The following is a 13,310-nucleotide window of genomic DNA, read 5'->3' as shown; positions in this document are numbered from 1 at the left end:
GGACGCAGCTTGCGCGGCCGGTCGTCTTCGGCCAGGGAGGCCGCGACCTCGGGGTCCATGTCCTCGGCGGCCACCAGGGGCTCGGCCAGCCAGACGATCCGCTCCTCGTCGGCGTGACCGACCACCAGGGCACGGTGCCCGTCGGCGAGCACCTCCCGCAGGGTGCTGATCTCGCCGACCGCTTCGAACGTCCCGGCCTCCACGACGGTGAGGGCCTCGTTGAGCCGCACGGTCTGGCCCTTCTTGAGCAAGGCGACCTCGATGTTCGGCGAGCAGGTGAGCCGCATCTTGCGGCCGGAGGTGAACACGTCGACGGTGTCGTCGTCGTGGGCGCCCAGCATCACTCCGTAGCCACTGGGCGGCTGGCCCAGCCGGTCGACCTCCTCGCGCAGCGCGAGCAGTTGCTGACGGGCCTCCTTGAGGGTGTCCATGAGCTTGGCGTTGCGGGCCGCCAGCGAGTCGATCCGGGCCTCCAACTGCTGCACCTCGCGATAGCGCTGGCTACCGCCGCCGACGTTCTTCAGCTGCTCCCGCAGGACCGAGGCCTCGCGGCGCAGCTGCTCGAGCTCAGCGGCGTCCTCGTCATCGTGGGCACCGAAGGATTCAGAGCGGTGCGAGTCGGTCATGAACAGCTCCTTCCCCGCACCGAATCTGGCGCGGCGGACTCCCCAACGCTACCGGCGATTCAACCATCTTGGGCGATCGGTGAATGTCGACACTCTGACGTCATTGATAGCCTGCAGGGGAATCGGCCCGATCGAAAGGACAGCCGTGACCGCAAAACTCCTCGCCACCTGCATGGCAGCCGCCGCGATCGTCGGCGGGGCGGCCACCGCGGTGGCGACGGTGGTAACGATCACGCCGATCGCTTCCCCCGCGGTCACCCGCGCGGTGTTCGGCGCGCCGCTGCCGCTGGACCCGGGCGTCGACCTGCCGACCGCCGAGCAACTCAACGGTGTCCTCTACGGCCTGGCCGACCCCAGCGTGCCGTTCGCCAGCAAGGGCTATCTGGTCGAGGGCGGCCTCGGCCGGCTGGAGGCCAAGACCGCCGACGCACTGATGATGAGCGCGGCGGCCAAGGGCCAGCTCCCGCTGAACTTCACCGTGGACGCCATCACCCCGGCAGGCCCCGGCATCGCCAGCGCAACCGTGACCGCGACCGGGCCGGCCATGCCTGCGACCACCCAGGCCATCACCTTCGTCGACCAGGGCGGCTGGAAGCTGTCCCGCTCCTCGGCCTCGACGGTGCTGGCCATCTTCGGCGGCTGATCCGGGCTTGTGGATCGGCTGGCTCGAGTTCGACATCCTGCTCGGTGACATCCACTCGCTGAAGCAGAAGCGTTCGGTGGTGCGGCCGATCGTGTCCGAGTTGCAGCGGCGGTTTTCGGTGTCGGCGGCCGAGACCGGCTCGCTGGATCTGCTTCGCCGCGCCGGGATCGGGGTCGCGATGGTAGCCGCCGACCGTGCTCATGTGGTTGAGGTCCTCGACGCCGCCGAACGTCTGGTTGCCGCGCGGCCGGAGATCGAATTGCTCTCGGCCCGAATGGATCTGCGCCGAAGCGACGACTAGCGGGTCGTGCGAGCACGGGACGCTCAGTGCGTTCTCGAGCGGGACGCTCAGTGCACCGCGCACCACGCTGCGCAGGGCTCTTCCGGACCCGGCACATGATCCGGCGCGATCTCCTCGTAGACCTCCGAACCGGGGCTGGGTCCACACTGATGGAGGATCCACCACGCCCCGCACAGGTTCGACGACAGGATCGGGACCCGGCACCCGTGGCCGACCTGGTAGATGCTGGAGACACTGACCAGCCCGGTGCCGGTGAGCAGCACGGCCGAACCGGGTTCGGGGTCGATCCCGCGCAGCCGGGTGACCACCTCCGCGGCATGGGTCTCGTAGGCGTGGAACTGGTCGCCCTCCCCCAGCATGTGCTCGACACCGATGACGTTGATCCCGCAGCCGGCCCAGTAGCGTTCGGTCTGGTCGGTGAGCCAGTCCGGGTAGGGCGACAAGAGCGTGATCCGAGAGACGCCGATGGACCGCAGCGCGTCGTGGATCGCCAGGCTCGCCGTACGCACCGGTGCACCGAAACCCCTGCTCAGGTCGGAGCACAGGTCGCTGTCGCCGTCGACACCCAACTGGTAGTTGGGTCCGGTCATCGCGACAAGCGCGCAGGTGACATCGAGACCGTGCAGGGTGTCGAGCGACTCGGCGTAGCAGGGGAGGTAGCGCTGGTTGCGCTCCTGCAGGGTGAGCCCGGTGAACCGGGGCAGCCGGGCGCCGTACAGCAGGATGCCGTCGCCGAGCAGCACGCCAAGCTCCGGCTCCACGACCGGGTTGGACGGCGGCACCACCACGCCGACCCGGTAGGCGGTGGCGGGATCCGGCAACAGCCTCATGGGCTCGCCACCGTAATACTGCCCCGCCGGCTCGGCGCCGAACCTGCCGCGCTCAGCCGCCCCGGCCCTTCTTGCGCAACGGCACCGGCGTGACCGTGCCGGGGGCCAGCCGGCGTGCCGAGATCAGGAAGGCGGTGTGCCCGCGCATGTTGTGCTGGGGCCGCACCGCCAGGCCGACGACGTTCCAGCCGCGCTGCAGCGTCTCCCAGGACCTGGGCTCGGTCCAGCACTGCTGCTCGCGCAGCGCTTCCACGGTCTTCGACAGCTGGGTGACGGTGGCGACGTAGATGACCAACACGCCGCCGGGTACCAGCATCCGCGCCACCGCGTCCAGCACGTCCCAGGGCGCCAGCATGTCGAGCACCACCCGGTCCACCGAGGAGTCGGGGAGGTCGGCCGCGGCGACGTCGCCGATCACCAGTTGCCAGCTCTCGGGCAGCCGGCCGAAGAAGGTCTCCACATTGCGCCGGGCATGCTCGGCGTGGTCCTCGCGCAGCTCGTAGGAGATCACCCGGCCGGCCGGGCCCACCGCGCGCAGCAGCGAGCAGGTCAGCGCACCGGATCCGGCGCCGGCCTCCAGCACCCGGGCTCCGGGGAAGACATCGCCCTCGTGGATGATCTGGGCGGCGTCCTTGGGGTAGATCACCTGGGCGCCCCGCGGCATCGACATGACGTAGTCGATCAGAAGCGGACGCAGCACCAGGAAGGCGTCCCCGTTGGTGGCCTTGACCACACTGCCCTCCGGCGCGCCGATGACCTCGTCGTGGGCGACGATCCCGCGATGGGTGTGGAACTCCCCGCCCGGGGCCAGGATCATCGTGTAATGCCGGCCCTTGGCGTCGGTCAGCTGTACCCGGTCACCGACGGCGAACGGCCCGGTCGGACGGGCAGGCTGGTCGGTCACAGCCGTTGAGCCTGCCAGAGGCTAGGCCCCGTTGCACACTCCCGACTCGCGGATCACGGTGCCGTACACATTCATCGTGGCGTTGTTGGCGTTGATCACCCCGGACGGCAGCCGGCGGGCGATCTTGTCGCTGATCTGGGTGAGCTGGAACCACAGGTGATAGAAGGAGTCGCCGTTGTACAGCGGGGAGTACTCGCTCTGGTCCGGGTAGTTGGTGATGTAGAGGGTGTGCACCCGCGGTTCCAGGAAGGCCGCGGACCGGTCGAGGTTGGCCCGAAGCACGTCGCCGGCGCCGCCCACCGCCGACCACACGTCGAAGTTGTCGTGCAGGGCGCCCTGGAACCCGAAGGCCTGCCGGCTCAGGGTGTCGTACTGGGCGTTGAACCACTGGCAGGCGTCGCGTTCGGCGGCGACCATCTCCGGGGTCACGCGGCTCTGCCAGAGGTTGTAGGGGAACACCGTGTAGTTCGGCTGCCATCCCGACGGGTAGGGCACGAAGACCGGCAGCGAGGCCGCGTCGTCGGCCCGGGCCGGGCCGGGCACCGCCACGGCCAGCCCGACCGCGACGCATCCCAGGACGGTCCCGGCTCGCGCGAGGGCCGCTTTCACATCGGCGATCATCGGACGATTATCGGCAGGCGACGACGGGACGTGCGTGCGAATCGGCAATTCGACGCTAGACCACGCTGGTGAGGAAGGCGACGGCGATGCCGCCCACCGCCGCCACCATGTCCTCGGCGACGGCCACCGGACGGTCCCGGCCGCCGTTGGCGGCCACCAGCCGGGTGCGGGCCTCGTAGCCGCCGATAGTTCCGATCACCGCGCCGATCAGGCCGGCTCCCAGGCTGCCCCAGCGATACCCCCAGGCGGTGCCGAGCACCGCACCGGAGAACGCGCCGGCCGCCAGCCGCACCAGGAACTGCGGCGCGGTCTTGCGGCTGGGCAGGGCGGGCATCTTGTCACTGACCAGCTCGGCGACGGCGATGACGGTGAGGATTCCGACCGTGACCGGGTGCGCCATCCAGGAAGCCCAGGTCCCGTCGAGGTTGATCCAGTGCAGCAGCGCCGCCCAGGCCACCACGGCGGGCGCGGTGAAGGCACGAAGACCGGCGACGACACCGATCAGCAGTGCCAGCAGCAGTACGAGCGCGTGCGTCACGGCGTCCTCCGTCCTCGTGCGGTCACCGGGACGCTAGCACGGGGCCCTCAGAACCGGCAGAACCTCACGTCGGAGGCCAGGATCGCCTTGGCGCCGATGCCGGCGAGTTCGTCCATGATTGCGTTGACGTCCCTGCGCGGCACCAGTGCGCGCACCGCCACCCAGTCCGGATCGGCCAGCGGCGCGATCGTCGGGGACTCCAGGCCGGGGGTGATCTCGGTGGCGCGCTGCAGGACCGCGCGCGGGCAGTCGTAGTCCAGCATCAGATACTGCTGGCCGAACACCACCCCCTGCACCCGGGCGGCCAACTGGTCGCGGGCGCCTCGGTTGGTCTCCGGGTCGCCGTCGCGTTCGATCAGCACCGCCTCGGAGTCGCACAACGGCTCTCCGAAGGCCACCAGGTCGTGAGTGGCCAGCGTGCGCCCGGAACCGACGACGTCGGCAATGGCGTCGGCGACCCCGAGTTGCACCGAGATCTCCACCGCGCCGTCCAGGCGTATGACGGTCGCCTCGATCCCCCTGGCGGCCAGATCTTTTCGCACCAGATTCGGGTAGGCGGTCGCAATGCGCCGGCCGGCCAGATCGGCGTGCGTCCAGGGCCGCCCGGCCGGCGCGGCGTAACGGAAACTCGACGACCCGAAGCCCAGCGCCAGCCGCTCGCGCACCGGAGCCCCGGACTCGGCGGCCAGGTCCCGGCCGGTGATGCCGAGGTCCAGCTCCCCCGATCCGACGTAGATCGCGATGTCCTTGGGTCGCAGGAAGAAGAACTCGACGCCGTTGGCGGGGTCGATGACGGTCAGGTCCTTGGGATCGGTGCGGCGGCGGTAGCCGGCCTCGGACAGGATCTCGGCCGCCGACTCCGAGAGCGCCCCTTTGTTGGGGACAGCGATTCGCAGCATCGGCCTTCACAGCTTCCGGTAGACGTCGTCGAGACCGATTCCGCGGGCGATCATCAGCACCTGCGTCCAGTACAGCAGCTGGCTGATCTCCTCGGCGAGGGCGTCGTCGGGCTCGTGCTCGGCGGCCAGCCAGACTTCGCCGGCCTCCTCGAGGATCTTCTTTCCCAGCCCGTGAACACCGGCGTCGAGTGCGGCCGCTGTCGCACTGCCGGCCGGTCGGGTGCGGGCCCGCTCGCCCAGTTCGGCGAACAGTTCCTCGAAGGTTTTCACGGGCCGGATTGTTCCACGCGGCCGGGTCGGCCGTCACGGCGGTTTCCGCGGCGCGGCCGTTTCGCCGGATTCGCCGGAACTGCTGAGTTAGGGTCGCACCCACAGCGAAGGAGGCAACCATGCAGGGGCCAACCAGCACCGGAGGGGTGGAGGAAGCACCGCGCGAGCCCGTCCACACCGGACGGGTCGTCGCGATCGCCACTATCGCCGCCCTGGGCGGATTTCTCTTCGGATACGACAGTTCGGTGATCAACGGCGCCAACAAGGCCGTGTTCTACAACTTCCAGCTCACCGACAAATTCATGCAGGGCTTCGTGGTGGCCGTCGCGCTGCTGGGCTCTGCCGTCGGCGCCTTCATCGGCGGCCGCCTGACCGACAAGTTCGGCCGGCGGAAGGTGATGATCACCTCGGCCATCCTGTTCCTGATCGCCGGCATCGGACAGGCCTTCCCGTTCGGCACGGGAGACTTCATGTTCTGGCGGATCGTGGGCGGTTTCGCCATCGGACTGGCGGCGGTGGTGTCGCCGATGTACATCTCCGAGGCCGCCCCGGCGCATCTGCGCGGACGGCTGACCTCGCTGTTCCAGTTGGCCATCGTGGTCGGGATCTTCGCCACCCAACTGGTCAACCAGATCATCATCCACTTCACCCCCGACGTGGTGGAGAAGCCGATGAAGAACCCGACGGTGCCGCCGGTCGAGGCCAACAACACCCTCGCCCTGGGACTCGGCGCCTGGCAGTGGATGTTCCTGTGCATGGTCATCCCGGCGATCATCTACTGGGTGCTCTCGTTGGGCCTGCCGGAGTCTCCGCGCTTCCTGGTCGCCAAGGGCGACGAGGCCGGTGCCGCGAAGGTCCTCGACCAGATCTACGTGGGCAGCGTCAAGGACAAGGTCGACGCCATCAAGGTCTCGCTGGCGGGCGAGCACAAGATGAACCTGTCGGACATCAAAGGCCCCAAAGCGGGCCTGCTGCCCATCGTCTGGGTCGGCATCATCCTGGCGGTGCTGCAGCAGTTCGTCGGAATCAATGCCGTCTTCTACTACTCGAACCTGATCTGGAGCGCCGTCGGATTCGGCGAGAACAAGGCGTTCCTGACCTCCACGATCATCAGCGCGGTCAACGTCATCTTCACCTTCGTCGCCATCGGCCTGATCGACAAGCTGGGCCGCAAGCCGCTGCTGCTGATCGGCTCGATCGGGATGGCCGTCACCCTGGGTGTGCTGGCTTTCGTCTTCCAGTCGGCGCCGGCCTGCACCGAGGCGAGGCTGGGCCAGGAGGGCTGCGCCACGGTCGCCGACCTCAACACACCGATCCTGTCGAGTTCCGGCGGCATGATCGCGGTGGTGATGCTCAACGCATACGTGGCATTCTTCGCGGCCACCTGGGGACCCATCGTCTGGGTGCTGCTCGGCGAGATGTTCCCCAACAAGATCCGGGCCGCGGCGATGTCGGTGGCGGTGGCGGCGAACTGGATCGCCAACTTCATCGTCTCCGAGACGTTCCCCGGGCTCGTCGGCATCTCCCTGGGTCTGGCCTACGGGCTGTTCACCCTGGGCGCGCTGGTGTCGTTCTTCTACGTGTCCCGCTACGTCAAGGAGACCAAGGGCGTCCAGCTCGAGGACATGGAGCAGTTGGAGGGCGTCCGGGTCTAGCCGAGCCGTCTCACCGGGCGGCCAGTTCGGCGTGGATCCGGCGCAGCCGGTCGGCCCCGAGGCCGGCCAGGGTCGGCTCGTGCCGACGCCGGGGCCCGGTGGGCACTTCGACCTCGTTGGGTACCACCAGAACCGGGCAGCCTGCACCTTCGGCCGAGGCGGCGCCGGTCACCGAGTCCTCGATGGCCAGACAGTGCCCCGGGTCGAAGCCCAGTAGCGCCGCCGCCCGGCGGTAGGGATCCGGTGCAGGCTTGCCTCGGGGAACCTCGTCGCCGCAGACACTGGCTGTGAAGTAGTGCCGGCCGATGCTCTCCAGCGCCCGTTCGGTCAGGGACCGCCGGGTGTTGGTGACCAGCGCCATCGGCAGGCCGGCCGCGGCAAGCTCGTCAAGCAGGTCCCGGGCTCCGTCGCACCAGGGCAAGCCGGCGTCGAACAACTCTCCGGTGATCTCGTGCAGCCAGTCGGCGGTGGCCGCCATCTCCTGAGGATCGGGAGCCAGCCCCAAGTCGGCGTAGACGATCCCGATGACGGTCTCCGACGAGCCGCCCACCGTGGCGTTGCGCACCTGCTGGGTCAGCACTGCGCCGTGGCGGGCGTAGAGCTCCCGCATCGCGATGTCCCACAGCTTCTCGGAATCCACCAGCGTGCCGTCCATGTCGAACAGCACCGCCTTCATGCCACCGATTGTCGCATCGCCGGGTTGCGCGAGTGGACCAGCGCCGTGAGACAGTGGACGGAAGAGCACGTCGAAGGACAGAGCACGTCGAAGGAAAGAGCACGTCGAAGGAAAGAGCACAGTGAATCGAACGACTCACTGGATCGAACGAATTTGGACAGGACCCACCATGAAGTCTGACTTGAACCGCCTGATCGCCGTTCTCGCCGGTGGCGCCGCGATCGTCGGGATGGCAACCCTGACCGCGGGCTGCAGCAACAGCACCAAGGAAGCCCCGAAGACCTCCACCACGGCGCCGGCCACCTCCACCGGGCCGGCGCTGTCGTCCACCGAGAAGTTAATACCCGCCAATCCGCAGCCGGTGCCCAGCATCTCCGAGCGCGGCCCGATGGACTCGACGTCCTGCGGACCCGGTCAGTCCAAGGTCAACGGCGTCTGTCAGTAGGCGCCGCTCCGCCGCGTCAGTCCTCCGGGTTGTAGCCGAGATTGGGGTTCAGCCAGCGCTCGGCTTCGGCCAGCGTCCAGCCCTTGCGCTTGGCGTAATCGGCGACCTGGTCCTGGGCCAGCCGGCCCACCACGAAGTACTGCGACTGTGGATGTGAGAAGTACCAGCCGCTGACAGCGGCACCGGGCCACATCGCCATCGACTCGGTCAGCTCGATACCGGTCCGCTCGGTGACGTCCATCAACTCGAAGAGCGTCACCTTCTCGGTGTGCTCCGGGCAGGCCGGGTAACCCGGGGCGGGCCGGATTCCGACGTACTTCTCCCCGATCAGCGCCTCGTTGTCCAGTCGCTCGTCGGGGTCGTATCCCCAGAACTCCTCGCGGACCCGTTGGTGCATCCGTTCGGCGAACGCCTCCGCCAACCGGTCGGCGAGCGACTCCAGCAGGATCGCGCTGTAGTCGTCGTGGGATTCCTTGAACTCCTTGATCTTGTCCTGGCCGCCCAGTCCGGCGGTGACGGCGAAGGCGCCGACGTAGTCCGCCAGACCGGTGTCCCTGGGCGCGACGAAATCGCCGAGGCTCCGGTTGGGAATGCCCTCGCGGTGCTCGCCCTGCTGGCGCAGGTTGTGCAGCGTTGCCAGCACCTCGGTGCGGGTCTCGTCGGTGTAGACCTCGATGTCCTCACCACCAGGGCCGACCGAGTTGGCCGGGAAGAATCCGATCACCCCGTTGGCCCGAAGCCACTTCTCCTTGATCAGGGTGTCGAGCATCTCAATCGCATCGTCGTAGAGTTTGCGGGCAGCCTCGCCCGATGCCGGGTTGTTGAGGATGTCGGGGAAACGGCCCTTCATCTCCCAGGCGTTGAAGAACGGCTGCCAGTCGATGTACTCGCGCAACTCGGCAAGGTCGTAGTCCTCGAATTCACGGACGCCCGTGCCCATCGCGGGCACCGGCGGTGTGTAGCCGTCCCAGTCGATCGGAGTCCGGTTGGCGCGGGCCTTGCCCAGTGTCAGCATGGGCCGTTCGTTGCGCTGCGCGTGCCGTTCGCGCAGGGATGCGTAGTCCTTCTCGGTGGTCTCCAGCAGAGCCGGCCGCTGCCTGTCGTCCAGCAGTGCGGCCGCGACCGGCACCGACCGGGACGCATCCTTGACCCAGATCACCGGACCACTCCGGCGCGGCGAGATCTTCACGGCCGTGTGTGCCCGCGAGGTGGTCGCACCGCCGATCAGCAGCGGGATGTCCATCCCCTGGCGTTCCATCTCGGCGGCGAAGTTGACCATCTCGTCCAGCGACGGGGTGATCAGGCCGGACAGCCCGATGATGTCGGCGCCGTGTTCCTTGGCCGCGTCGAGGATCTTCTGCGCGGGCACCATCACGCCGAGGTCGACCACGGTGTAGTTGTTGCACTGCAGCACGACGCCGACGATGTTCTTGCCGATGTCGTGGACGTCGCCCTTGACGGTGGCCATGATGATGGTGCCGTTACTGGACTCCGCCAACCCGGCACCCAGTTCCGCCTTCTCGGCTTCGATATACGGCAGCAGATACCCGACCGCCTTCTTCATCACCCGGGCGGACTTCACCACCTGCGGCAGGAACATCTTGCCTGCCCCGAACAGGTCGCCGACGACGTTCATGCCGTCCATCAGCGGGCCCTCGATCACCTCGATCGGACGGCCCCCGGCCGCGGCGATCTCGGCCCGCAGTTCCTCGGTGTCGTCGTCGACGTGGGCGTCGATACCCTTGACCAGAGCGTGGGTGATCCGCTCGCGGACCGGTAGGCTGCGCCATTCGGCGGCCCCGCGCTCCTCGGCCTGGTCGGTGCTGTTGAACCGCTCGGCGATCTCCAGCAGGCGTTCGGTGGCGTCCTCACGCCTGTTGAGGACGACGTCTTCGATGCGCTCGCGCAACTCCGGGTCGATGGAGTCGTAGGGCACCAGCGCGCCGGCGTTGACGATGCCCATGTCCAGGCCGGCCTTGATGGAGTGGAACAGGAACACCGCGTGGATGGCCTCGCGGACGGGGTTGTTGCCCCGGAACGAGAACGACACGTTGGAGATGCCGCCGGAGATGTGCGCCGCGGGAAGGTTCTGCTTGATCCAGGCGCAGGCGTCGATGAAGTCGATCCCGTAGGTCGCGTGTTCCTCGATCCCGGTGGCCAGCGCGAAGCAGTTCGGGTCGAAGATGATGTCCTCGGCCGGGAAGCCGACCTCTGCGGTGAGGATCCGGTAGGCGCGGGTGAAGATCTCCTTGCGGCGCTCGAGGTTGTCGGCCTGACCCTGCTCGTCGAAGGCCATCACGACGACGGCGGCGCCGAACTTGCGGCACAGCCGCGCCTCCCGGACGAACTTCTCCTCTCCCTCCTTCAGCGAGATCGAGTTGACGATCGGCTTGCCCTGCACGTTCTTCAGGCCGGTCTCCATGACCTCCCACTTGGAGGAGTCGATCATCACCGGGACGCGGCTGATGTCAGGCTCGGCCGCGGTCAGCTTGGTGAACCGGTCCATCGCGGCGACGCCGTCGATCATGCCCTCGTCCATGTTGATGTCGATGACCTGTGCGCCGTTCTCGACCTGCTGCAGGGCGACCGACAACGCGGTGTCGTAGTCGCCGGCCTTGATCAGGTTGCGGAAGCGGGCGGAACCGGTGATGTTGGTGCGCTCACCGATGTTGACGAACAGCGAGTCGTCGGTGATGTTGAGCGGCTCCAGGCCGGCGAGCCGGGTCGCGACCGGGATCTCGGGAACCACGCGCGGCGGCTTGCCCTCGACAACCTGCGCGATCGCGGCGATGTGCGGCGGCGCCGTCCCGCAGCAGCCTCCGACCAGGTTGACCAGCCCGGCGTCGGCGAAGTCGGCGATGTAGCCGGCCTGACGATCCGGCGTCTCGTCGTACTCGCCGAAAGCGTTGGGCAGTCCGGCATTCGGATAACAGGACACGAACGTGTCCGCGATTCGCGACATTTCGGCGATGTATGGCCGCATCTCCGGTGCGCCCAGCGCACAGTTGAGACCCACGGCGATCGGTCTGGCATGCCGGATCGAGTTCCAGAACGCCTCGGTGACCTGACCGGACAGCGTCCGCCCGGAGGCATCGGTGATGGTGCCGGAGATGATCACCGGCCAGCGACGGCCGCGCTCCTCGAACAGGGTCTCGATGGCGAACACCGCCGCCTTGGCGTTGAGCGTGTCGAAGATCGTCTCGACGATGAGGATGTCGGCGCCGCCGTCGACGAGGCCGCCGGCGGCCTCGAGGTAGGCGTCGACGAGTTCGTCATAGGAGACGTTGCGCGCGCCGGGGTCGTTGACATCCGGCGAGATCGAGGCGGTACGGGTGGTCGGGCCCAGCGCGCCGGCGACATACCGCGGCTTGTCCGGGGTGCTGAACTCGTCGCAGGCCTGACGGGCCAGGGCTGCGCCGGCGTAGTTCAGTTCGTAGCTCAGCTCGGCCATTCCGTAGTCGGACAGCGAGATCGCGTTGGCGTTGAAGGTGTTGGTCTCCAGGATGTCGGCGCCCGCCTCGAGGTACTCGCGGTGAATGCCCTCGATGATCTGCGGCTGGGTGAGGGTGAGCAGGTCGTTGTTGCCCACCAGATCGCTCGGCCAGTCGGCGAACCTCGCCCCGCGGTAGCCGGCCTCGTCCGGGCGGTCCCGCTGGATCGCGGTGCCCATCGCGCCGTCGATCACCATGATCCGCCGGCGAAGCGTCGCCGTCAGCTCGTCAGTGCAGTCCGGGCGGATATCCGGCTCGAAGGCGCTCATCGGGAGCCCCGAGTTTCGGAGCTCTTCGGAAGTCGGGCACTCATTGGACACATCCGGGCACTCAGGTCCTTCCTCAGCGGGAAGGCGTCCTTAACTCTGCCGAGCGTGGCGGATACCGGGGTCCTGGCACCCCGCGTAGCCGTTGCAACGCCTCTCGGCCAGAAAAGTCTAGCCCGGCGCGGCGTGCCGGGTCCTATCCGGCTCGTCGCGGCCGAGCAGGGCTTAGGCTGAAAAGGTGACCCCGAGGAACCGGGCCGGCGGCGCCGCCGCCGGTGGCAGCGGCCACCAGGGTCCCAACCTGCCCGAACTCCAGCACACCATCGTCGTGGCCGCTTTCGAGGGCTGTAACGACGCCGGTGACGCCGCCAGCGACGCCCTCGAACATCTCGACGCCATCTGGGAAGCCCAGCCGATCATCGAGATCGACGACGAGTCCTACTACGACTACCAGGTCAACCGGCCCGTGATCCGTCAGGTCGACGGGGTCACCCGGGAACTGGTCTGGCCCTCGATGCAGATCTCGCACTGCCGCCCGCCGGGCTCCGACCGCGACATCGTGCTCATGCACGGGGTCGAGCCGAACATGCGGTGGCGCAGTTTCTGCGCCGAACTGCTGGGCATCGCCGACAAGCTCAACGTCGACACCGTGGTCATCCTGGGCGCGCTGCTGGCCGACACACCGCACACCCGCCCGGTGCCGGTGTCCGGGGCGGCGTACTCCCCCGACTCGGCGAAGTTCTTCGGCCTGCAGGAGTCCCGCTACGAGGGGCCCACCGGCATCGCGGGGGTGTTCCAGGATGCCTGCGTGGCCGCCGGAATTCCGGCGGTGACGTTCTGGGCGGCGGTGCCGCACTACGTCTCCCAGCCGCCCAACCCGAAGGCCACCGTGGCCCTGCTGCGCCGCGTCGAGGATGTGCTCGACATCGAGGTGCCGCTGGCAGACCTGCCCGCGCAGGCCGAGGAGTGGGAACAGGCAGTCACCGAGATGACCGCCGAGGACGAGGAGATCGCCGACTACGTGGCCGGACTGGAGGCCCGCGGGGACGCCGAGATCGACGTCAACGAGGCGATGTCGAAGGTGGACGGGGACGCCCTGGCCGCGGAGTTCGAGCGCTATCTGCGCCGCCGCGGGCGCTGAGGCC

General features: G+C 68.2%; 13 protein-coding genes and 1 pseudogene. 5 read left to right on the top strand and 9 right to left on the bottom strand.

From position 1 onward, the window contains the following. Nucleotides 1-626: pseudogene (locus ACKOQ4_RS06920) on the bottom strand (proteasome ATPase); the annotation flags it as partial. A gap of 145 nt (nt 627-771) precedes the next feature. On the opposite strand from ACKOQ4_RS06920, the gene ACKOQ4_RS06915 reads away from it, so the two are divergent. After that, nucleotides 772-1,269 (top strand): MTB12 family secreted protein, encoded by a 498-nt coding sequence (locus ACKOQ4_RS06915; protein ID WP_526290151.1) that lies wholly within the window; start codon nt 772-774, stop codon nt 1,267-1,269. A gap of 7 nt (nt 1,270-1,276) precedes the next feature. Further along, the gene (locus tag ACKOQ4_RS06910) at nt 1,277-1,570 is read left to right on the top strand and encodes a DUF503 domain-containing protein (RefSeq protein ID WP_526290149.1); all 294 of its coding nucleotides are present in this window, start codon (nt 1,277-1,279) and stop codon (nt 1,568-1,570) included. A 47-nt stretch (nt 1,571-1,617) separates the two neighbouring features. Here ACKOQ4_RS06910 and ACKOQ4_RS06905 read toward each other — a convergent pair whose 3' ends face one another. The 6 genes from ACKOQ4_RS06905 to ACKOQ4_RS06880 are packed head-to-tail and all read right to left on the bottom strand — an operon-like array spanning nt 1,618 to nt 5,641. Then, a complete protein-coding gene (locus ACKOQ4_RS06905) occupies nt 1,618-2,400 on the bottom strand; it encodes an aspartate racemase/maleate isomerase family protein (RefSeq protein WP_526290147.1) in 783 nt (260 codons plus the stop codon). Nucleotides 2,401-2,452: 52 nt separating this feature from the next. Then, nucleotides 2,453-3,304: a class I SAM-dependent methyltransferase gene (locus ACKOQ4_RS06900; RefSeq protein WP_526290145.1), complete on the bottom strand. Its 852-nt coding sequence runs from the start codon at nt 3,302-3,304 to the stop codon at nt 2,453-2,455. 21 nt (nt 3,305-3,325) lie between these two features. Further along, nucleotides 3,326-3,925 (bottom strand): hypothetical protein, encoded by a 600-nt coding sequence (locus ACKOQ4_RS06895; protein ID WP_526290143.1) that lies wholly within the window; start codon nt 3,923-3,925, stop codon nt 3,326-3,328. A gap of 55 nt (nt 3,926-3,980) precedes the next feature. Further along, nucleotides 3,981-4,463, bottom strand: a complete 483-nt coding sequence (locus tag ACKOQ4_RS06890; protein WP_526290141.1) for a DUF4126 family protein — start codon at nt 4,461-4,463, stop codon at nt 3,981-3,983. 47 nt (nt 4,464-4,510) lie between these two features. Further along, nucleotides 4,511-5,362 (bottom strand): ATP phosphoribosyltransferase, encoded by an 852-nt coding sequence (gene hisG / locus ACKOQ4_RS06885; RefSeq protein WP_526290139.1) that lies wholly within the window; start codon nt 5,360-5,362, stop codon nt 4,511-4,513. 6 nt (nt 5,363-5,368) lie between these two features. After that, on the bottom strand, nt 5,369-5,641 hold the full coding sequence (locus ACKOQ4_RS06880; protein ID WP_526290183.1) for a phosphoribosyl-ATP diphosphatase: 273 nt from the start codon (nt 5,639-5,641) through the stop codon (nt 5,369-5,371). Nucleotides 5,642-5,751: 110 nt separating this feature from the next. Here ACKOQ4_RS06880 and ACKOQ4_RS06875 point away from each other — a divergent pair, with 110 nt between their 5' ends. Further along, nucleotides 5,752-7,287: a sugar porter family MFS transporter gene (locus tag ACKOQ4_RS06875; RefSeq protein WP_526290137.1), complete on the top strand. Its 1,536-nt coding sequence runs from the start codon at nt 5,752-5,754 to the stop codon at nt 7,285-7,287. A gap of 10 nt (nt 7,288-7,297) precedes the next feature. Here ACKOQ4_RS06875 and ACKOQ4_RS06870 read toward each other — a convergent pair whose 3' ends face one another. After that, complete coding sequence (locus tag ACKOQ4_RS06870; RefSeq protein ID WP_526290135.1) at nt 7,298-7,963, bottom strand: HAD family hydrolase; 666 nt, start codon at nt 7,961-7,963, stop codon at nt 7,298-7,300. 169 nt (nt 7,964-8,132) lie between these two features. Here ACKOQ4_RS06870 and ACKOQ4_RS06865 point away from each other — a divergent pair, with 169 nt between their 5' ends. Beyond that, on the top strand, nt 8,133-8,408 hold the full coding sequence (locus tag ACKOQ4_RS06865) for a hypothetical protein (RefSeq protein ID WP_526290133.1): 276 nt from the start codon (nt 8,133-8,135) through the stop codon (nt 8,406-8,408). 16 nt (nt 8,409-8,424) lie between these two features. Here the strand turns inward: ACKOQ4_RS06865 and metH are convergent, their stop codons facing one another. Next, nucleotides 8,425-12,168, bottom strand: coding sequence for a methionine synthase (gene metH / locus ACKOQ4_RS06860; RefSeq protein ID WP_526290131.1), 3,744 nt, complete (start codon nt 12,166-12,168; stop codon nt 8,425-8,427). Between the two features lie 298 nt (nt 12,169-12,466). On the opposite strand from metH, the gene ACKOQ4_RS06855 reads away from it, so the two are divergent. Then, complete coding sequence (locus ACKOQ4_RS06855; protein ID WP_526290181.1) at nt 12,467-13,306, top strand: PAC2 family protein; 840 nt, start codon at nt 12,467-12,469, stop codon at nt 13,304-13,306. The last annotated feature ends 4 nt before the right edge of the window (nt 13,307-13,310 follow it).

Origin of the sequence: Mycobacterium sp. (assembly GCF_046095365.1) — a bacterium.
Classification (GTDB): Bacteria; Actinomycetota; Actinomycetes; order Mycobacteriales; family Mycobacteriaceae; genus Mycobacterium.
The sequence above is the reverse complement of the archived record's forward strand: the minus strand, read 5'-3'. Positions and strand labels throughout refer to the sequence as shown.

Bases quoted from the DNA above. Each gene is read 5' to 3' on its own strand.
- ACKOQ4_RS06865 (WP_526290133.1), top strand. From the start codon at position 8,133: ATGAAGTCTGACTTGAACCGCCTGATCGCCGTTCTCGCCGGTGGCGCC.
- ACKOQ4_RS06875 (WP_526290137.1), top strand. From the start codon at position 5,752: ATGCAGGGGCCAACCAGCACCGGAGGGGTGGAGGAAGCACCGCGCGAG.
- metH (WP_526290131.1), bottom strand. From the start codon at position 12,168: ATGAGCGCCTTCGAGCCGGATATCCGCCCGGACTGCACTGACGAGCTG.
- ACKOQ4_RS06895 (WP_526290143.1), bottom strand. From the start codon at position 3,925: ATGATCGCCGATGTGAAAGCGGCCCTCGCGCGAGCCGGGACCGTCCTG.
- ACKOQ4_RS06870 (WP_526290135.1), bottom strand. From the start codon at position 7,963: ATGAAGGCGGTGCTGTTCGACATGGACGGCACGCTGGTGGATTCCGAG.
- ACKOQ4_RS06905 (WP_526290147.1), bottom strand. From the start codon at position 2,400: ATGAGGCTGTTGCCGGATCCCGCCACCGCCTACCGGGTCGGCGTGGTG.
- hisG (WP_526290139.1), bottom strand. From the start codon at position 5,362: ATGCTGCGAATCGCTGTCCCCAACAAAGGGGCGCTCTCGGAGTCGGCG.